This is a genomic window from Pseudomonas sp. W5-36 (assembly GCF_046540455.1).
GTDB classification, from domain to species: domain Bacteria; phylum Pseudomonadota; class Gammaproteobacteria; order Pseudomonadales; family Pseudomonadaceae; genus Aquipseudomonas; species Aquipseudomonas graminis_B.
On sequence record NZ_JAXCIQ010000020.1, the window covers coordinates 17,460 to 36,118 of the forward strand.

At 58.1% G+C, this 18,659-nt stretch carries 18 protein-coding genes; 5 read left to right on the top strand and 13 right to left on the bottom strand.

Annotated features, from left to right (window positions below; genetic code table 11):
* Positions 1-17 precede the first annotated feature (17 nt).
* The 9 genes from SLW74_RS23520 to SLW74_RS23560 all read right to left on the bottom strand — a co-directional run bounded on the left by SLW74_RS23520 (position 18) and on the right by SLW74_RS23560 (position 9,972).
* The gene (locus tag SLW74_RS23520) at positions 18-1,358 is read right to left on the bottom strand and encodes a TldD/PmbA family protein (protein ID WP_410930284.1); all 1,341 of its coding nucleotides are present in this window, start codon (positions 1,356-1,358) and stop codon (positions 18-20) included.
* 20 nt (positions 1,359-1,378) lie between these two features.
* Positions 1,379-2,635, bottom strand: coding sequence for a thioredoxin domain-containing protein (locus SLW74_RS23525; protein WP_410930285.1), 1,257 nt, complete (start codon positions 2,633-2,635; stop codon positions 1,379-1,381).
* Between the two features lie 18 nt (positions 2,636-2,653).
* On the bottom strand, positions 2,654-4,357 hold the full coding sequence (locus SLW74_RS23530) for an ABC transporter ATP-binding protein/permease (RefSeq protein ID WP_410930286.1): 1,704 nt from the start codon (positions 4,355-4,357) through the stop codon (positions 2,654-2,656).
* Between the two features lie 73 nt (positions 4,358-4,430).
* On the bottom strand, positions 4,431-4,949 hold the full coding sequence (locus SLW74_RS23535; RefSeq protein ID WP_410930287.1) for a sigma-70 family RNA polymerase sigma factor: 519 nt from the start codon (positions 4,947-4,949) through the stop codon (positions 4,431-4,433).
* A 143-nt stretch (positions 4,950-5,092) separates the two neighbouring features.
* A complete protein-coding gene (locus tag SLW74_RS23540; RefSeq protein WP_410930288.1) occupies positions 5,093-6,058 on the bottom strand; it encodes a hypothetical protein in 966 nt (321 codons plus the stop codon).
* Between the two features lie 160 nt (positions 6,059-6,218).
* Positions 6,219-6,638, bottom strand: coding sequence for an ExbD/TolR family protein (locus tag SLW74_RS23545; RefSeq protein ID WP_410930289.1), 420 nt, complete (start codon positions 6,636-6,638; stop codon positions 6,219-6,221).
* Positions 6,635-7,390, bottom strand: coding sequence for a MotA/TolQ/ExbB proton channel family protein (locus SLW74_RS23550; RefSeq protein ID WP_410930290.1), 756 nt, complete (start codon positions 7,388-7,390; stop codon positions 6,635-6,637). Before SLW74_RS23550 ends, SLW74_RS23545 begins: the two co-directional genes overlap by 4 nt.
* A 28-nt stretch (positions 7,391-7,418) precedes the next feature.
* Positions 7,419-8,264 carry an energy transducer TonB gene (locus tag SLW74_RS23555; RefSeq protein WP_410930291.1) on the bottom strand — a complete coding sequence of 282 codons (846 nt, stop codon included), beginning with the start codon at positions 8,262-8,264 and terminating at the stop codon, positions 7,419-7,421.
* Positions 8,265-8,430: 166 nt separating this feature from the next.
* The gene (locus tag SLW74_RS23560) at positions 8,431-9,972 is read right to left on the bottom strand and encodes a carboxylesterase/lipase family protein (RefSeq protein WP_410930292.1); all 1,542 of its coding nucleotides are present in this window, start codon (positions 9,970-9,972) and stop codon (positions 8,431-8,433) included.
* Positions 9,973-10,149: 177 nt separating this feature from the next.
* On the opposite strand from SLW74_RS23560, the gene SLW74_RS23565 reads away from it, so the two are divergent.
* On the top strand, positions 10,150-11,091 hold the full coding sequence (locus SLW74_RS23565; protein ID WP_410930293.1) for a cupin: 942 nt from the start codon (positions 10,150-10,152) through the stop codon (positions 11,089-11,091).
* Positions 11,092-11,131: 40 nt separating this feature from the next.
* On the opposite strand, the gene SLW74_RS23570 is transcribed toward SLW74_RS23565, so the two are convergent.
* Complete coding sequence (locus tag SLW74_RS23570; protein ID WP_410930294.1) at positions 11,132-12,046, bottom strand: LysR family transcriptional regulator; 915 nt, start codon at positions 12,044-12,046, stop codon at positions 11,132-11,134.
* A 139-nt stretch (positions 12,047-12,185) separates the two neighbouring features.
* On the opposite strand from SLW74_RS23570, the gene SLW74_RS23575 reads away from it, so the two are divergent.
* The 4 genes from SLW74_RS23575 to SLW74_RS23590 all read left to right on the top strand — a co-directional run bounded on the left by SLW74_RS23575 (position 12,186) and on the right by SLW74_RS23590 (position 16,035).
* Positions 12,186-12,776, top strand: coding sequence for a flavodoxin (locus SLW74_RS23575; protein WP_410930295.1), 591 nt, complete (start codon positions 12,186-12,188; stop codon positions 12,774-12,776).
* A gap of 73 nt (positions 12,777-12,849) precedes the next feature.
* Positions 12,850-13,842 carry an aldo/keto reductase gene (locus tag SLW74_RS23580; RefSeq protein ID WP_410930296.1) on the top strand — a complete coding sequence of 331 codons (993 nt, stop codon included), beginning with the start codon at positions 12,850-12,852 and terminating at the stop codon, positions 13,840-13,842.
* Positions 13,843-14,070: 228 nt separating this feature from the next.
* Complete coding sequence (locus SLW74_RS23585; protein WP_410930297.1) at positions 14,071-14,844, top strand: SDR family oxidoreductase; 774 nt, start codon at positions 14,071-14,073, stop codon at positions 14,842-14,844.
* 45 nt (positions 14,845-14,889) lie between these two features.
* Complete coding sequence (locus SLW74_RS23590; protein WP_410930298.1) at positions 14,890-16,035, top strand: aldo/keto reductase; 1,146 nt, start codon at positions 14,890-14,892, stop codon at positions 16,033-16,035.
* Positions 16,036-16,043: 8 nt separating this feature from the next.
* Here SLW74_RS23590 and SLW74_RS23595 read toward each other — a convergent pair whose 3' ends face one another.
* From SLW74_RS23595 to SLW74_RS23605, 3 genes are all read right to left on the bottom strand, one after another.
* Positions 16,044-16,562, bottom strand: coding sequence for a sigma-70 family RNA polymerase sigma factor (locus SLW74_RS23595; RefSeq protein ID WP_410930299.1), 519 nt, complete (start codon positions 16,560-16,562; stop codon positions 16,044-16,046).
* 226 nt (positions 16,563-16,788) lie between these two features.
* Positions 16,789-17,841 (bottom strand): alpha/beta hydrolase, encoded by a 1,053-nt coding sequence (locus SLW74_RS23600; protein ID WP_410930300.1) that lies wholly within the window; start codon positions 17,839-17,841, stop codon positions 16,789-16,791.
* Between the two features lie 36 nt (positions 17,842-17,877).
* Positions 17,878-18,633: a YkgJ family cysteine cluster protein gene (locus SLW74_RS23605; RefSeq protein WP_410930301.1), complete on the bottom strand. Its 756-nt coding sequence runs from the start codon at positions 18,631-18,633 to the stop codon at positions 17,878-17,880.
* Positions 18,634-18,659: the final 26 nt, after the last annotated feature.

The window sequence follows — 18,659 nt, forward strand, 5'->3', positions numbered from 1 at the left end:
AGGTTTTCCACGGTCACTTAACGCCCGCCTATTTGCATTTGCGAGATGAGTACTGACCCGCTGGTGAAGTTGCCTTGGGTCTCAAGGTCGCTACCCACCGCGGTGATTTGGCTCAACATCTCATTAAGGTTTCCAGCGATGGTGATTCCGGTGACCGGATGCACGATCACGCCGTTTTCTACCCAGAAGCCTTTGGCGGTGCGCGAGTAATTACCGTTGAGCAATTGGGTGCCTTCGCCATTGAGTTGAGTGACCAGCAAACCTGTGTCCAGACGAGCCAGCATCGCGTTGAAGCCGTCTTCAGGGCAGGTGTGATGGCTGCTTAGCGCGACGTTGTACGGCCCGCTGGCATTGCCCGTGGAGGCTAGGCCCAGGCGGCGGCCTGCATAAGTGGAGAGCAGGTAACCCTGCAAGATGCCATTCTCCACCAGCGCTCGGCTTTGCCCCGATACGCCATCGTCATCGAATGGCGCACTCGCCATGCCGCCCAGGATGTACGGATCTTCAGTCAACGTAAGGTGGTCGGCCATTACCGGGGTGCCAACACGGTCGCGTAGATAGCTGCTTTGGGTGAACAGGGCGCGGCCCGTGATACCGTTGGTCAGGTCCCCTAACAGCGAAATCGCCATATGAGGGTCGAACAGCACCTGGTAGCGCCCAGTTTGCACTGGGCGATCGTTCAAGTAACTCAGCGCTTTACGTGCCGCTTTGGCACCCACCTCTTCGGGGGATTTCAACAGTTCACTTGCCCTTGCCTGGCTCGACCAGTAACCCAAGTGTCGGCTGGACCCTTCCCCAGCCAGGGCTGCGCCACCCAGGCTATGGCGTGACTGGGCGTAGCCATCGGCGAAGCCGCGGCTGTTGGCCAGAAAGGTGTGCATCTGGAAGGCGCTGACCGTGGCACTATCACTTTCCACGCCTTGGCCAACATCGTTCATGCCAGCCTCGATGCGCGCGGCCAGCAGCTGGGCTTGTTCCGATGTCACCTCCCAAGGTGTGTAAATTTGCAGGTCCCGCGGGCTAGAGCACATTGCCGTGGCTTCGGCGAGCCCGGCACAGGGATCTTCAGCCGTGTGCGTGGCGATAGCGCAGGCAGCCTCTGCCATCTCGCTCAAGCTTGTGTCGCTGAAATCCGTGGATTGTGTGCTGCCTTGCCGGTGCCCCCTGTACACCGTGAGGGTGACGCTGTTGTGCGCCTCTTCACGGCGAGCTCGCAATCGGCCTTGGCGCATGTTGACGCTCAGGCCTTGGCCGGTCGAAAGATGTACCTTGGCGTCCGTGGCTCCACCAGTCTTGGCCAGTGCGAGCAACTGCTCGGCGACGGCCGCCAGGCGCGCTTGTTCAAATGTAAAAGACATCTGGGTATCCTGTCTGCGTGTCACGCCGGGAGGTAAAGGGGAGCTTTGGCCAGTGCCTGGGCAAGGGCGGCGATGCGTCTACGATTCGGCGCCTTGGCGTTCTCGCCGTACTGGGCGTGAAACGCTTGTTCCTTGATCAGAAACTCGGCGTTCTCGGCGTTCCACTGTTCGCGATGAGCTTGCAGCTGCTCCTTGCTGAAACCACCCAGTTCGCGCTCGTGGGTCTGGAACCAGTTGCTGCGCAGTGCCGGTGTTGCGCGCTCTACGGCGGTCCAGCCCATCGAGTCCATCAGCAGATGCAGACTGCACCACCCAGCGGCCTGGAATACCGCGCTCCATCCCAGGCCATCGCTGCTGGCAGGCAGCGGCGACACCCGCGTCAGTAGGTTGGCCAACATGCCCTGTAGTTGCCGATGAGGATCGTGCTTGGGGTTCTCCAGTGCAGCGGCGGCTTCACGCAGTTGCTCCCATTGTTGCGCCGCAGGAGCTTGCTGGCTCATCGCTTGTTGGCACAGCGCAAGCCATTGCACGCGCAATTCGTCGAGTTGCGGCTCGCCGAGCACATCGGTCCAGCGATGCGCCGGATCGCTCATCCAGTTTTGCAGGAGCTGCAAAGCCGCATGGTTAAGGTCCGTGTCAATACGCAGGTCATCGAGCAGGGCACTGACTTCCTGTTCGTTGCAGGCGCCGACAAAGTCCAAAGCCGGAGCGAGACTTGCTGGCAGGCCTGAGACGCGTTCGAATACGTCGAGGCTCTCGCTGTGTACCAATGTCGCGGCAAATGTGCCTTTGCCTGCCATCCAGACTGGTGCTCGGGAAGTGCTCACATCACCTTGATCGGCGTGTTGTTTCATGCGCGTCACAAGGAAATCGCGAAGTTGCGCATCACCGTAAAACGCGCCCCAGCGCTGGGCCGTCTGGGTAGGCCGGGCTGCCTTGGCCTCGATCGGCGCGCCGTGTTCACCCAGCCACTGTTTGAGCTTACTCAGGGGTTGAGTGCCGGAAAGGCGTGCCAGCTCGGTTTCGCCCTTGAGAAGGATCATGGTCGGAATGCCGCGCACGGCATACCGTTCACGTACTGCAGGGTACTCTTCGACATCTACCTTGAGCACGATGAGTTCATCGCCGGCTTCTTCCGCCAGTTTTTCCAAGGTGGGTGCCAGGGCACGGCACGGTGCGCACCAAGGTGCCCATAGGTCGAGCAGGATCGGAGCGTCTGCTTTGGCTTGATATTCTTTGAGCGACACGTCGGTAGCTGCAATAGTGGTGTGGGGCATGTAAATCTCCAAAGCAAATCAGGCGTCGGCGCGGTGAGCGAGATCGAGGTGGTGTGGATGGAAGTCTTCAAGAGACTTGCGATGGGCAACGCTGATGATGGCGCTGTCCGATAGCTGGGTAATCAAGGTTTGGTAAAGACGTTGTTCGGTCGCTGGGTCCAGAGCGCTGGTAGCCTCGTCCAGGAAAATGAAGTCTGGTTTGTGCAGTAATACCCGCCCGATGGCCAAGCGCTGTTGCTCGCCGCCGGAAAGCACGTGCTGCCAGCGATCATTGGTCGTCAAAGAGTCCGCACGGCTCTCCAGTGCGCAGTCGGTCAATGCCTGGCGACACTGCGCGTCACTGAATTGATCGGGGTCGGACGGGTAGCACAGTGCGGCTTTCAAGGTGCCAGCAGGGATGTAGCTCTTCTGTGGCAAAAACATCGATTGGGCATTTGCGGGCGTTTCGATGCTGCCATTGCCGTAGGGCCATAGGCCGGCGCAGGCGCGCAGCAAGGTACTCTTGCCGCACCCGGACGGGCCGCGCACTAGCCAGCGCTCGCCAGGGGCGACCTGCCAATCGGACAGCTTGGTCAGTGAGTGATGGGTAGGCGATTGCAGCGTGAGCTGCTGACAGCGCAAGGTGGATGATTGTGTCTGCGTAACTGAGATATCAGTGGCTTGCGACTCGGCTTTGTTGAAGGTCCAGTGCAGATCCCTCAAACGGTTTGTCCACGCCATCCACTGCGCGTACTGCTGATAGGCCTGTTGAAAGAACGAAAGGCTGCTGGTGACCATGGCGTAGGCGCCAATCAGCTTGATCATATCGCCGTAGCTAATCTTGCCCTGCAACAGCAGCGGAAGTGCAAGCAGCGTAGGCAGCAGGCTGAACACATGAGAAAAGGTGCTCTGGCCGAACATCACCTTGAAGGTGCGTATCAGGACCTGCAGCGTGTTATCGCGTACCCGGGTAAAGCGCGCCTGCAGTCGACCGCCCTCGCGCGCACCGCCTTTGTAAAAAGCGATCTGCTCCGCGTTTTCACGCAGTTGCATGCCCGTGAAGCGCAGGTCGGCTTCGACCGTTTGTTTATGGTTGTTCAGGCCGATGAGCTGTTTGCCCAACCAGTGGGTTACCGCCAGATGGGCGATGGAGTACAGGTAAGCCGCGAAGACCATGTATCCCGGAATGGCGACGTCGACGCCCATCACCGTGAACTCTAGGGTCCCGGAGAGAGACCAGAGCACGAAGGTGTAGGATATGACCCCGGCGACCACAGTAACGAGCTTGATGAAAAGGTTCAGTGAACTGTCAACAAACTCGCGGGTGTCTTCGGCGATGCGTTGGTCCGCGTTGCTGAGAAGGTCGTCGCGCTCAATCTTGTAGTAGGTCAGGCGACTGGTCCAGCGGTCCAGCAGTCCACGGGTCATCCAGGTCCGCCAGCGCAGTTGCAGATAATCTTGGACAATGGTGGAAGTGATGGGCATCAGCACGGTGATCAAGCCATAGCCAAACGTCAGCAGTAGCAATGGCTTGATGTGCGACCAGTCTAGCTTGATCAATGCGTCGGTCGTCTTGCCGTGAACGTCGTTCAAGGCAATGTGCGCGTATATCGTGGTAAAACTGATGGTCAGGATGACGGCCAGGAGCGTCAGTGCCTTCCAGCGATCAGCGCTGCGCCAATAAGGAAGCAACAGCCCGATAATGCTCGGGCGTTCGGCAGCAGGGGAGGGTGTGCGGCTCACTGAAGGTAATCCGTTTCAATGGAATTACCTTATATGTGCAATGAGATCGGGAAAGTGACAGCGCTGCGCGAAATTAATTCGCTTCTGGATTGCCGATATCCCGGCACACCTGCAAGGCCTTGGCCATATATTGGCGGACCATGCTGGCCGATACACCCAGGCGTTCGCCGATTTCAGCGTAAGTCAGGCCCTCCAGCTGGCTTAAATAAAAGGCCTGACTCGCTCGCGGTGACAAACCGTCCAATGCCTGCTCTATGCTGCCTAATTCTTGCAGCAGCATTTGCTTGCGCTCAGGAGAGGCATGGCTGTCTTCGGGGCGCTGCGACAGATAATACAGGTGCGCACGCTCCAATTTTTTCCGACGGCGTACTTCATAGGCAACGCGGCTGGCGATGGTGATCAGCATCGAGCGCGGCTCGCGAACTTCTTCGAGTCGTGGCATGGCAGCCAACTGCGTGAAGGTTTCGCTGGCGACGTCCTCGGCGCTTTCACCGCACCCAAGCCGATAGCGCAGCTTGTGTGTCAACCACTGGTAATCACTACGGAAAACATCGTCCAACAGTTCCGTTGAGCGAAGTGTCTGCTCAATCATGATTATTGATACCCGCGTAGATATATGTGTCTACAATCTCATAAGCAATAAGCGGGCCAAGGGTGAGTGGGAGCCGCGAATAGAAAAGCGGGCATCAGGACTTAGTCAAATCGGACGTTCAGCCGTTATATTTCAATTGTATTTCAATAGGTTGTACGTGGGCTTGCGGATATCTGACCTTCCTCGGGCGGGCAGAGACCGGCCTTAAGATGCCGGCGGACAATGTTACGCAACCGCTCATTAATGGGCGCCAGTGCACTGTTAATGTGCTCGAAAAAATACTCCTCTTTGGCGATATAGTCATGATCCTTGGGCAGGAGGCTCCACTCCTCTTGAGCGACCTTGAGTGTCGCCTCGGTAAACTGACCACCGGGTTCTTGTTTCTGCCGCTCGGTGAACCATTGGAACAGTTCGGTCTCCTTGGCGAAATCAGAAGTGGTCCAGCCGAGGGCGAACTGGGCCACCATAAATTTCGAATGCACGCCGCGCCCTAGCGTGATGCTGCGCCACCGGCCCGCACTGTTAGTAGGGGGGGGAGGGGATAGGGCGATCAGGCTTTCAAGAACAGTGTTCTGCACGGTGCTCATCGCATCCTTGGGTCTTAGCAGCGCGCGCATGCGTTGATTGAGTTCGGTGGCGTCGTTACTGTTTTGACCGGTCAGCCACTTCTCGCAAGCCGCTATCCACTCCAGGCGTAAGTCGTCCACTTGCTTGTCGTTGATCAGTTCAGACCACCGACAAGCCGGATCTGCGAACCAGTCCCGCATGACGTGCGCGGCTATGTTATGGGTGGCGGTGCCTGCGGGCAGTGCGTCCGCAATGAAGTCGATGTCGTTTGAACTTGTGAGCTGAAGCATCTCCAGCAACATAGCCAGGGAATAAGGCAAGCCGGTCATCCGCTCGAATATTTCCGGGTCGGTGCTGTGAACCATCGCCGAGCTAATCGTGCCCTTGCCGCCGCTCCATGTCGGTTGTCGGGATACAAGAAGCTGTCCGGCTTTAGCATGCCAGCGAAGACGATTGAAATAGAACTGCGCAAGTTGCGGATCGCCGTAGAAGGCTGTCCATTGGAGAGAGGAATTGCTAGTGCAGGAAGATGCTTCGGCCATGTAGGCTCCGTCTCGCGCTGACCGTTTCGTCTTTTGCGTCTAACAGCGTTGATGGGCTATGGGGTGAAGCTTACCATATTGTTCTTGGTGGGCAGTGCGCAGGCCTTGGTTCTCGCACCAGCCAAAGGGAAGTCATTTCCCCTTGGCGAGGTACGACTGCCTAGGGCGAGGTAGCCTGGGTAACGAAGTCGATCTTGGACAGCCCACCGCCTTGTGCGGTTGCGAGCAGGTGAGCAACGCGGTCGTAGCGTACTTCCTTGTCGGCATACACGCGCAGGGTCGGGGCCGGGACCAATACGGCGCTCTCGGCAACTTTCTGCTGAAGTTGCTGATCGTCCAGCGGCTCCTTGTTCCACAGAATGGTTCCGTCGGCAGTAATCGAGATATCGACTGCTACGTCCTGCTGCACCGAGCTCTGGGTATCGCCGCGGGGAAGATCGACCTTCACCGCGTGAGTGATGACAGGCAGGGTAATGATGAAGATGATCAGCAGTACCAGCATCACATCGATCAGCGGCGTCATGTTTATATCGGTGACGAGATCATCGTCACCTTCGAAAGAGGATCCGGACATGCTCATGATTTGACGGCGCCCCGGATCGCATTTGGTGCTAACGAAAGATCAGCGGGCTTGCCGCTAAAAGGAGCGGCGGCGGTCAAGTTGACGCGGGCGCCGGTCAGGAAGAAGGCGTGCAGGTCGTGTGCGAAGCGGCTCAATTGGTGGATGACCGCCTTGTTGCGACGCGCCAGGGCGTTGTAACCCAGCACCGCCGGAATGGCCACGAACAGTCCGAACGCGGTCATGATCAACGACTCGCCAACCGGCCCGGCAACTTGTGCAAGCGAGGCGTCCCCGCTCGCGCCGATCACTGCCAGGGCGTGGTAGATACCCCAGACGGTACCGAACAAACCAACGAACGGCGAAGTACTGCCGATTGAGGCGAGAATCGCGAGGCCGGACTGCATTTTGGCGACCCGGTCGTCCAGGACGTCCTTGAGGCAGCGAGTAAGCCAGTCGCTCAAATCGAAGCGCGTGTGTAGCTCGGAGCTGCGTTCATATTGGTGCGCATCGGCGGCGTGACCGGCAATCGACAGTTCCACGAAAGGGTTGTTGTGCGCAGGGCCCAGTGCCTCGACACCTTTCTGGAAATTACTGGCATGCCAAAACTGGGTCCGGGCCCGGTGCATCATGCCGCGCACGCGCAGCAGTTGAAGGGACTTGACCACAAGCACGCTCCATGACATCACCGACATGATCATCAAGATGATTGCGATTGACCGCGATACGGCGTCGGCCTGAGCCCATGCCCCACTGATTCCAAATTCCTGCATTTTCGAGTACCTCTAAAGTCAATGAGTTCTAGCGAGTGAGACGGAAGCTGATCGGTTGTACGGCGCGAACCGCGACTGGACGACCAGCCTCGATGTATGGCGTACACGAGGCGCCCAGCACGGCTTGACGCGCTGAAGCATCAAGATCGGCGTTTCCGGAGCTGCGAGCGATATTGGCCTGTTCGATTTTCCCCTGTGCGCTAACGACCAGGCTGATCAGCGTTTCTCCCTCGATCCGCAAGCGCTTGGCTTTGCGCGGATACTCCGGAGCTGGAACGCGGCAACCCACGCTTGCTACGTCCTTGGGTCCGGCAGCGGGAGGCTGCAGATTTTTTTCCGGCGACGGCGCTGGCTGCGCACTGGGTGCTTGAGGTGCAGCGTCGACAGGGTCGTCCTTCGCTACCTCAGCCGGAGGCTGGGGCGGTGCCGGCTTCTGCGGCTTTACCGGCTTGGGCACAGGCTTGGTCACTTTGGGTACCACTGGCTTGGGCTTAGGCTTGGGCGGCTCCGGTGCAGGTTTGGGCGCAGGCGGCGGTGGCGGGGCGATGGTTCGCTCCGCATTCTCGCTGGTCATGACTGGAGGTTCTGGCGGTGGCGGTGGCTGAGCCTCCACCGGCTCCGGCTCGGGAGTCGGTGGAGGCAGCATGGTCACTCGCACGCTGGCCGGAGCCGCTGGAGCACTCATCAGGCTGATCTTCTTCGGGGGTGGCGCCATCAGCAACGCGCCTACCAGCAAGGCGTGGAGAAGAAGCACCGCCCCTGCCGCCAGCACCCACGAGAAGCGCTTTCCTTGTGGCGGAGCCTCGTAGGTGGATTCAGCGGTCCAGGTGGAGCGAAGTGAATGATTGCCTAAACGGACTTTCAGGCTCGTCATCTTGGATTCTCGTTCAGTGGCCGACCTCACAGGGTCTCTCACTTGTTTATGTGCAACGAAAATCTGAAAGTGACAGTGGTGCGGGAAATTTTTTCGGCGGCTGGTTACAGTAAGGGTGGCGTGGGTCGGGAAGCCCTCTGCGCCCATTCGATGTTTTTATCACCGGTTATTCTGCTGCAACCGGCTGCCAGGTTGTCCAAGCCATGCGTTCGCCTGCATCTGGATCGGACTTTATTCGCAGCTCTTCGTCGAGAATCGCAACTTGCCGGGCGCCGAGTTCATAGACGGGCCATATCGTCGTGGCATCGCTCAAAATCGGTTGGGCAGTGATAAAATCAATCCACAGTGAATGCATGATTCCACTCATTCGCTGTGCGGCTGGTTCGACCGGGCCTATGGCTTCGGCGGTCGGCAGCTGTACGTTGCCGAACACCAATGGCAGCTCCGATGTGTGTACGCATAATCCCCGGAAAGCACCCTGCTCGGGGGGCAGGTCGAAGCGGTACACATATGCCGGTCGCCCTATCCTGGCTCGCGCCTCGGCGATGCGCAAAGTCGGGACGCCATAGGACTCTGCGGTCAGAGCCTTGAACCTTAACGCTTCGGCCTTGAGGTGGGGGAACATTTCAGGGTATCGGATCAAGATCTGATCGAACTCAGACAGAGACATGTTGGCAAGCTCCTGTTGCACGACTCCACCGTCACCATTGGCGGACGCGCCATAGAAGCCGGCCTCGTCTTTGTTCCATCCCAACAGCAACGGAATGTCTCTGCCAGCTCCATTGGCAATGGACGCAAGCGGTGCCTGTTCGAGAACGACGCCGTCGACGACCGCACGAAAGGGTGATTTTGCGGGATAGCTATCGACTAACGACGCTTGAGCTGCCAGCAACTGTTCTGGGGTAGCCTCCAGCAGCGCATCTGCCCTGGCAGATTCCCCACCTAGGTGAATTCGGACCCGCTGCGCCAGGTCTTCCGCCATCAGCTGATCGGCATAGGTCTGACCCCCTCCGCTTTGACAGATCGCTCGGTGAAAAAGGCCTTGGGCCCCCGGTGCAGTAAGCAGGCTGATCACGTTTTTGCCACCAGCGCTTTCGCCACCGAGGGTAACCCTGTCCGGGTCGCCGCCCACGGCGGCAATATTGTGCTTTACCCATTCAAGTGCAGCGATCTGATCGCGTAAGCCATTGTTGCCGCTGCCACGATATGCTTCACCCAAGAGCCCGCTAACATCGACGAAGCCCAGGATGCCAAGGCGGTAGGCGATCGAAACAAAAACCACGCCGCGCCGCGCGAATGATGTGCCGTCGAAAACCGGCTGTGCAGTGGTGCCTGCCATATTGGCTCCACCGTGTATCCAGACGTAAACCGGATGTGGCCCGGGCGCAATGGGCGCCCAGACATTCAGGTAGAGGCAGTCCTCGCTGTAACCAGGATCATCGGGCACAAGGGTAGGAGGCCTAGGCGACTGGATGGCTGCGCGCGCGAAGCTGTTTGCTTCCCGTATACCTGTCCAGTCGGCTAATGCTTGTGGCGCCTTGAAGCGAAAGTCACCTATGGGTGGCTCGGCGAAGGGAACGCCGAGAAATCGCTGGACGTCCCCAAGTCGTTGTCCCCTTAGCATGCCGCACGGTAGTTGTAGTGTGACGGGGTTGAAGGTCGAGAGCTGTTCTGTGGCCATAAATGTCCTGAGCTGATTGCCTTGCATCTACTCCCGACAAGTTTATCCAGTTACTCACTTCACAGCGCGCGCAAGCCTTCCCCGTTGTGCATAACTGCTGTGCGGGCGGGGTACTTAATGCATGTTCAGGTCCACGCTTATAGTGGCATCACTTCACGCAGCGGCTCCTCGCCACTGCCTTCAGCCACGATTGAGGTGATAATAATGAACAGCACATTCAAGCGCCAAGATGCCGATGCCGCGATGCTTCATCAGCGAGATGCCGAGTACTTCGAATACAGCAAGGCCGCCAACCCTATCAGTGCGAACCTGATTTCGCGGGTCCCGTACCAGACTTTTCCGGCCTCGCTTTACGACTCTGGCGCAAGCCGAGTGTTACCTCTTGATCTCAGCGAAGCAATGGGCTGCGCCGGGCCCGCTACTGGCCCGGGTCTGTGCGCCAACTTCATCCGCCTGAATGCCGGCGATTCGTTGAGCTTGCAACCCAACGCAACGTCCCAAGTGTTTTATGTGATCGGTGGCCAAGGTAGCGTTGCCCAAGGTGGGCAGACCATCAAATGGTCGAAGGGCGATTTCATGGCATTGCCATGTATGGCAGAAGCACAGTTTTCGGCGACCAGTGACGCTCGTTTGTACTACGTTCACGACGAACCCATGCTGCGCTATCTCGGCGTAGGGTGTACAAGCGACCGCTTCGCTGCCACGTTGTATCCTAGCTCCGTGGCCAATGCCAAGCTGCAGGAAGCCGCGAACGACCCTCGGGCACAAGATCGCAGCCGTATCAGTATCCTGCTCGGCAATCGAAACTTCCCGCAGACTCGGACTGTGACCCACGTGCTCTGGGCTATGTACGGCATCTTGCCGGCCGGTTCGGTCCAAAAGCCTCATCGTCATCAGTCGATCGCGCTGGATTTCATCGTCGATTGTCCGCAGGGCTGTTATTCGCTGGTGGGTACGGAGCTGGATGCTGACGGCAAGATCCGCAATCCGGTAAGGGTGGACTGGGAGCCAGGCCTGGCTTTCGTCACTCCACCGGGCTACTGGCACGCCCACTTCAATGAATCTGGCAAAGAGGCCTACCTGATTCCTATCCAGGATGCTGGGCTGCAGACACATCTGCGCTCGCTTGACATCCGGTTCAGCTAATCGCTGAGAAGCCACCCTCGTCGGCAGCGGCAAGGATGGCTTACTGAGTCCAGTAGGGCTTGACACCGAAACGCTCGATCATGAAGTCAATAAAACTTCGTACCTTGGTGGACACGATGCGCTTGGGTGGATAGATGAACCAGATCGAAGACGCATGAGCGCTAGGCTGCAGCTGTATCTGCCATGGCTCCAGCCACTGAATCAATGTCCCGCATGCCAGACCTTCAGCCACCAGCCAATCCGGCAGCACTCCATACCCCAGCCCATGATGGACCGCTAGCAGTTGAGCCTCCAGATCGTTGATCTTGATGGTTTTGCTGGGCACCACCGGATGCGTTTGCTGCTCCAGAGTAAATGTAGCGCTGGCAAGGCCAGTGAAGCCTACGACGGCAGGCAAGGTTTCGAGCTCGGTCGGTACATCCGGCTTTGAATGTGTGTCTGCGAACCCAGCACTGACCACCACTAGATGAGTTTCAAACGCAATGCGTCGAGCCTTGAGCGTCGAGTCCGCCAGATGACCCACTCGAATGGCGAGATCGGTTCCCGAATGGATAAGATCGACCTGGGAGTCATCTAGCATCAAATCCAGTTCGATATCGCTAAAGCGCTCCTGGAATGCTCCCAGTGCCGGCAAGATGTGGTGCCGGGCGAAGGCTGGCGGCAGGTTGAGTCGCAGGACGCCACGAGGGTGCTGATTCAAGGCGCCGGCGGCGGCTTTCGCTTGCGCAAGCTCTTCCAACGCCCGACGTGCGTGCAGGAGAAATATCCGCCCGCCTTCAGTCAGGTGCAGCATGCGAGTTGATCGGTTGAACAGTGCAATACCTAACTCGCTCTCAAGGTCTTTAATATACCTGGAGACTGTCGACGCCTTGATACCGAGACGCTCGGCTGCGCGTGAGAAATTATTCCCGTTTGCGGCTTCAACGAACGCGTTTAATGCTGCGAAATAGTCCAAAGGCGAGCCTGCGGTATGGTATGGCTATCAATTCATGAATCGGGCTCATAGAACCTAGCGCGGTGGAAGGGCTAGTTTCAAGGGGTAGGTGCCGTTAAATTGCTCCTGTCTACGTTGAAGGTTCTGGAGCGAGGAACAGATGACCGCACCCAATGACCCCATGCGCCGCAAGGTAGTGGCGGCCTTGGCAAGCTTGCCACTGATAGGGTCGGCGCAACCAGCCCAAAGTGAGGAGGTCAGCCTTGGCGGCTCAAAAGTACTCGTCGCCTATTTCTCTCGCTCGGGCAATACCAAGGTCGTCGCAGGGCTATTACAGCGCGCTCAGCAGGGCGACCTATTTGAGATAAGGCCTGCCAATGCCTATCCCGAAGACTACCTGCAGACAGTAGAGCAGGGCCGTCAAGAGCGTGACAGCGGCTTCGAGCCTGCCCTGGCAGCCCATGTATCTGATATGTCGAACTTCGACGTTCTCTTCCTGGGCTTTCCAATCTGGGGTGAAACGGCGCCTCCTGTCATTCGGTCTTTTCTGTCTACCCATGATCTTGCAGGCAAGGTGATCGTGCCATTCATTACACACGGCGGCTATGGGCCCGGCAGCAGCTATCAGGTACTCGCACGTCATGCTCCTAAGGCCGTCCTGCGCCAAGGCTTTGAAATGCAGGCCGATCAAGAGCGCAAGACGATGGAACAGGTCAACGACTGGTTTAGCAGCCTGAACCAATCCAGTTGAAAACGGGCGTAGTGCCGTAGTTCCAGCACCCCCGATCGAAACTTCATAGATACTTTGACCCAAGGAGCCACTCATGAAAACCCGCACGCTCGGCAATGGCCTGGAAGTCTCTGCCCTCGGCCTTGGCTGTATGAGCATGACGGCTGTCTACGGCCCGCCGGCCAATAGCAAAGACATGATCCAGTTGATCCGCAACGCTCACCAGCGAGGCGTCACGCTGTTCGACACTGCCGAGGCCTATGGTCCCTTTACCAACGAACAACTCGTAGGGGAGGCGCTCGCGCCAATCCGTGACCAGGTCGTCATCGCGACGAAGTTCGGCTTCGATATCGACCCGAAGACCGGTGCGCGCGGTGCGGGTACAAATAGTCGGCCGGAGCACATCAAAGCTGCGGTGGAAGCCTGCCTCAAACGTCTGGGCACCGATCGCATCGATCTGCTGTACCAACATCGAGTCGACCCACAGGTGCCTATCGAAGATGTTGCGGGTGCAGTGAAAGAGCTTATTGGTCAGGGCAAGGTCATGCACTTCGGGCTCTCGGAAGCGGGCGTCCAGACCATTCGCCGTGCACACGCGGTTCAGCCGCTCACTGCCGTGCAAAGCGAATATTCATTGTTTTGGCGAGGACCCGAGCTGGAACTGTTGCCACTGCTTGAGAAGCTTGCGATTGGCTTCGTGCCGTTTAGTCCATTGGGCGCGGGGTTCCTGACGGGCCAGATCGACGAGCACACAATATTTGAGCCCACGGATTTTCGCAGCCATGTACCGCGGTTTTCCGTCGAGGCGCGTAAAGCCAATATGGCGCTGGTCAAGCTCGTTCGTGAGTTGGCCGAACGCAAGGGCGCCACGCCGGCCCAGGTGGCGCTTGGCTGGCTGCTGTCACAGAAGCCCTGGATTGTACCCATTCCGGGCACAACCAAACGCTCTCGCCTGGAAGAAAATCTGGGCGCGGTGGACGTGCAGTGGACGGAAGAAGAACTGGCGGCAATCGATGGTGCTGTGTCGAAGATTCAGATTCTCGGCGACCGCTTGCCCGAGGCGGCCATGAAAATGGTTGGGCGTTGAACGGATTGTCGTGGCAACTGTTTCGCCCTGTTTTCATATCGTGCTTAGCCCTATGGATGGAGAACACTCTGGATGCCTAGTACATCGATCGCCAGGTCTGCCAATGTGCGTTCATTACCTGTTGCTCTCATGACCGTGCTGATGACCGCCGGCTCCATGCTGCCAGGTATTGGCAATGCTGCGGCTGAGGCGCAGGAACCTTCACGCCGATCCGAACGAGGTACAACCATGAGTACCGATAAACCCGTCGTGCTGGTCGTGGGGGCGAGCGGCAGTATCGGTCAACCTACGGTTGCCGAGTCGTTGCGCCGGGGCTATCAGACCCGTGCACTGGTTCGCGATCCCTCCCAGGCCAAGCTGTTCGATCAGGGCGTGGAAGTAGTGGTGGGTGATCTGACTCGCGCCGAAACCCTCGACAAAGCAGTCGCAGGAGTGACCGGGGTTATCTTCACCCATGGCATCAGTGGCAACAATGCAAAGGGCGCCGAAGCCGTGAATTACGGTGCAGTGCGCAACGTGCTCAGTGCACTGAAAGCGCCCGCTCGGGTTGCATTGATGACCACTGTTGGCGTCACTAAGCCGTCGGTTGGACATGACTGGAAACGCCGAGGCGAGCGCCTGGTGCGCGCCAGCGGTCTGCCTTACACCATCGTGCGCCCAGGCTGGTTCGACTATAATGCCGCCGACCAGCACCAGTTGGTGATGCGCCAAGGCGATACCCATTGGGCGGGATCGCCCGCCGACGGCGTGATCTCCCGGCAGCAGATTGCGCAGGTGCTGGTCGCTTCGCTGACCTCGCCGGCGGCAACTGACAAGACGTTCGAGTTGGTCGCCAACCGTGGTCCGGCGCAGACCGATCTGGACCCATTGTTCTCGGCGCTGCCGGCAGATCCTGCTGGCAGTACAGATGCCATCGGCGACCGTGACAACCTTGCGTCCGAGCAGGAGCCTGACTCGGTCAAACGCGACCTTGAGGCACTCAAAGGAAAATTTTCTCGGTAGTGAATCCTGCATCACTCCCTCGGGCAAAAGCTAAGGAAAATACAAATGGCTTCAAGCGTGGAAATCAGTCGTCGTCTATTGCTGGGCGCGATGGGAGGTGCGGCAATGGCGCCTGTGTTGGCAAGTGCCGGCACGACACTTGGCGCAGCATCGATAGATGCGCACCGTGCGCCATCATCCAGTACCGGCAGACGGAAGCTTGGCGCTCTCGAGGTATCGAGCATCGGGTTGGGCGTGCAGAACATGAGTCGCACCTACCAAACCACTATCCCCAGCCGCCCCGAGATGATCAATATCATTCGTACGGCACATGAGCACGACGTGACGTTCTTCGATGCTGCCGAAGCCTACGGGCCACTTGAAGTTGAGCGCATCCTGGGAGAAGGGCTGGCACCAATTCGCAACAAGTGCGTCATTGCAACTAAGTTCGGTTGGAACATCGACCCTGTCACCGGGGAGCGTCGGCCAGGGTTGAACAGTCGGCCAGAGCACATCAAAACTGCGGTAGAAGGGATGCTGAAACGGCTGCGTACCGATCGGATTGACCTGCTTTATCAGCACCGAGTCGATCCGCAGGTTCCAATCGAAGATGTCGCAGGGGCGATCAAGGACTTGATGGCGCAGGGTAAGGTGCTGCATTGGGGGCTTTGCGAGATGGGGCTCAATACGCTACGGCGAGCGCATGCAGAGCTGCCGGTCACTGCCGTTCAGAGCGAGTACTCAATGCTCTGGCGTGGACCTGAGCAACACGTGCTGTCGGCGTGTCAGGAGCTGGACATTGGGTTCGTACCGTGGAGCCCGCTGGGTGTAGGGTTTCTGACAGGGGCGATTGATGGCAAGACGCGCTTTGCCGACGGCGACATCCGCAAGGTCGAGGGGCGTTTCTTTCCCGAAAACGTGCCACATAATCTGGCCTTGGTAGATTTGCTGAATGCCTGGGCACAACGCAAGCAGGCGACGCCGGCGCAGATTGCGCTGGCATGGTTGCTGGCGCAAAAGCCCTGGATCGTACCGATTCCGGGAACCACCCAGATGGCCCATATGCTGGAAAATATCGGCGCGGCAGGGGTGCGGTTTACCCCCGCGGAGGTCGCCGAACTGAATCGGTCGGTGCAGGCGATCGAGATCAAGGGAGCACGCTTGCCTGATGCCGTGCTGGCATTTTCCGATGTGGAGGCTCCGGCCAAATGACAAGGGTTTTAACCAATGCTCGTGAGCTTCGCGCAGTTGCACTTCGCCAGAGCCGTGGCAACGTACTGGCGAACCATACTCGCGGAGACTCCTAACCGCTGACCAATCTCGCCGTACGTGAGCCCTTCCAATTGTTTGTAGTAAAAAGCCTGTCTGGCTTTCTCTGACAGTTCCTGCAGGGATTGGTCGATTGCGTCCAGCTCGGCGAGCACAAGATGTTTTCGCTCTGGAGAAACATGGTGGTGGCTGGGGCGATGAGTGAGAGTCGCCAGATGGGAACGCTCAAGCCGTTTTCGTCGCCTTACTTCGTAGACGACGCGGCTGGCGATCGTCATGAGCATCGCGCGAGATTCACGCACCTCCTCCAGTCGAGGCAGTGCCGCCAGTTGGGTGAAGGCTTCGCATGCCAAGTCTTCAGCGTTATCACCGCAGCCGAGGCGTGAACGCAGCTTATGGGTGAGCCACTGATAGTCGTTGCGAAAGACATCAGCCAGTAATTCAGACGATGCCAAGCTTTGCCCTGTCATCTATTTGCTCCTGCACGCAACTAACAATCCATGGCGAGGGGAAGACAAAGGCAGGCATTGCTTTGGTCCGTCTCATGCACCGTTCAGCCCGAAAATGGGTGGGCTGAACGGTATCAAGCGGTCCGGCTGGTGACCAATATCGTTTGGTTAGGCACTTATATCGGACTGGAGGCCGAGCGCGGTTTGAACGCATCTGCCTGGCACGCACAGGTCATCAGATTAGGCTTTACAGCGTACGGCCAAAGAACGTATCCAGTTTGGCGGTCGCTGCTGCCATATACTTGGGAACCCAATAGGTTTCAATGTGCGTTGCACCCTCTAGCTTGAATAGCTCCTTGTCCTTCGCGCCCGTTGCCTTGGCAAACGCATCTTCAGTCATGTAGAGGCTGTCAGCTTTGGTCCCCGCGATCATGAGCAGTGGCTGCTGGATCAGATCGATCTGATTGGTTGCGTCAAAACGCATCAAGTCGATCAGGCTGCTGGTGGTGTACTTGAAGGTGGAGTTGGGATGGGCATGCGTTTTCCAGTAGTACTCATAACCTTGCCGATACAGATCGAAGGGCAACTTGGCGATTTGCTCATCGCTGAGATTGGCATCACCCGAGTACATCACGGCCCCACCCGCAGCCTCCTGAGCTCTTGCAGCCGACGCTTGTTGCAGGCGCTGTTGAACGGTGTCCAGTTGGGAGTCGACATAGCCATTGCGGCGTACGCGGCCTGAGTTGAACATGCTCACGGTGGCAACCGATTTGAAGCGCTTGTCAGTCTCGGCAGCAGCCAATGAGTATCCGCCACCGCCGCAGATGCCCAGCAGGCCCAGGCGTGTGCTGTCGGCTCCGCTGTACTGGCTTATGAAGTCCGCCATGCCGTGGATGTCTTCTATACGGTTGGCAGGTTTATCTACGCTGCGGGGTTGCCCGCCACTGGCACCCTGGTAGGCGGCATCGGCGGTAATAGTGACGTAACCCAGTTCTGCCAGACGCTGCGCGTACAAGCCGGCAACCTGTTCTTTCACGCCCCCATTGGGGTGCGCCACAACAACCGTAGGATGCTTTGCTTTGGGGTCAAAGTTGGCCGGTGTGTAGACGTTCGCTGAAATATCCAAACCGTTGAGCTTATAGGTGACCGGGTGAATATTGACCTTTCGCGGCTCGTTCCTGGTAATGGCACCTTCGTAGGCCAGCGTGTAAGGGTTCTTCTTGTAGTCAGCCGCCATCAGCTCTGCACCTGAAGCACCGAGCAGCGCGGCCAGGGCGGTATGTCGTATAAGTTTGCTCATCGTTACAGTCACCTTTTTCCGAGTTCCGGTTTGGATTCATCTCAAGGCGTGGAAGGCGTAGTTGACGCTCTCGGCCTCATCCAGGGCCAGCTCTCCATGAGCCAATGCTTCACTGAGCGGCGACTGTGCCACCCGAAGCTTCCACTTGCCCAACGCTTGAGGGCCTGCTTCAGGGGTTGCACCTTCGGCGTTTATTGCTTGCAGGAGTTGCTCACGTGCAGGGAACTGGATGACCAGTGCGTCGGCTTTCCATGCCGCCACGTTGATGCCCAGTCGGTTGCAGATTGCGACCTTGGCTCGCGCGTCAGCCCTGTCTGACAAGCGTGAAACCTGAATGAGCGAGCTCAATGACGATTCTGGTCCCGTGTCGCTGGCGATGATTTCACCGTGTTCCCATGCGTCGCTGGGGCAGTCCTTGTTCTGCGGCATCAGTTCGATGAAAGGGTTGATTTCCATCGGATAGATACGGCACACAAGTGGACGTTCCTTGTAAATACCGCAGAGGTCATTGGCTTGCAGATTCGGGCATTGGGCGAGGGCGTTGGCGGCGAAAATAGCCGTCACCTGTACGTGGGTATTGCCGCATGAGACTTGGGCCGAACGCAACAGGCTGTGCTGATACTCCTGCTCTGACGCTGGCCAATGGGGCTGTTTGAACGCCTCCAAAAGGATCGCTACGTCATGGCCGCGTTCCAGCCATTGCCTGGCCTCCAGCAGCGTCAGGGGTATGAAGCGTCCTTTGCAGCAGGCTCCGCATCCGACGCAGTTGAAGCGGGTTGGCTGATGCTGCATATCGACTCCACACAAAGGACGCCAAG

Excerpts from the sequence above, each read along its gene's own strand:
- SLW74_RS23520 (WP_410930284.1), bottom strand. The coding sequence starts at position 1,358 with ATGTCTTTTACATTTGAACAAGCGCGCCTGGCGGCCGTCGCCGAGCAG.
- SLW74_RS23525 (WP_410930285.1), bottom strand. The coding sequence starts at position 2,635 with ATGCCCCACACCACTATTGCAGCTACCGACGTGTCGCTCAAAGAATAT.
- SLW74_RS23535 (WP_410930287.1), bottom strand. The coding sequence starts at position 4,949 with ATGATTGAGCAGACACTTCGCTCAACGGAACTGTTGGACGATGTTTTC.
- SLW74_RS23540 (WP_410930288.1), bottom strand. The coding sequence starts at position 6,058 with ATGGCCGAAGCATCTTCCTGCACTAGCAATTCCTCTCTCCAATGGACA.
- SLW74_RS23545 (WP_410930289.1), bottom strand. The coding sequence starts at position 6,638 with ATGAGCATGTCCGGATCCTCTTTCGAAGGTGACGATGATCTCGTCACC.
- SLW74_RS23550 (WP_410930290.1), bottom strand. The coding sequence starts at position 7,390 with ATGCAGGAATTTGGAATCAGTGGGGCATGGGCTCAGGCCGACGCCGTA.
- SLW74_RS23555 (WP_410930291.1), bottom strand. The coding sequence starts at position 8,264 with ATGACGAGCCTGAAAGTCCGTTTAGGCAATCATTCACTTCGCTCCACC.
- SLW74_RS23560 (WP_410930292.1), bottom strand. The coding sequence starts at position 9,972 with ATGCAAGGCAATCAGCTCAGGACATTTATGGCCACAGAACAGCTCTCG.
- SLW74_RS23565 (WP_410930293.1), top strand. The coding sequence starts at position 10,150 with ATGAACAGCACATTCAAGCGCCAAGATGCCGATGCCGCGATGCTTCAT.
- SLW74_RS23575 (WP_410930295.1), top strand. The coding sequence starts at position 12,186 with ATGACCGCACCCAATGACCCCATGCGCCGCAAGGTAGTGGCGGCCTTG.
- SLW74_RS23580 (WP_410930296.1), top strand. The coding sequence starts at position 12,850 with ATGAAAACCCGCACGCTCGGCAATGGCCTGGAAGTCTCTGCCCTCGGC.
- SLW74_RS23585 (WP_410930297.1), top strand. The coding sequence starts at position 14,071 with ATGAGTACCGATAAACCCGTCGTGCTGGTCGTGGGGGCGAGCGGCAGT.
- SLW74_RS23590 (WP_410930298.1), top strand. The coding sequence starts at position 14,890 with ATGGCTTCAAGCGTGGAAATCAGTCGTCGTCTATTGCTGGGCGCGATG.
- SLW74_RS23595 (WP_410930299.1), bottom strand. The coding sequence starts at position 16,562 with ATGACAGGGCAAAGCTTGGCATCGTCTGAATTACTGGCTGATGTCTTT.
- SLW74_RS23600 (WP_410930300.1), bottom strand. The coding sequence starts at position 17,841 with ATGAGCAAACTTATACGACATACCGCCCTGGCCGCGCTGCTCGGTGCT.
- SLW74_RS23605 (WP_410930301.1), bottom strand. The coding sequence starts at position 18,633 with ATGCAGCATCAGCCAACCCGCTTCAACTGCGTCGGATGCGGAGCCTGC.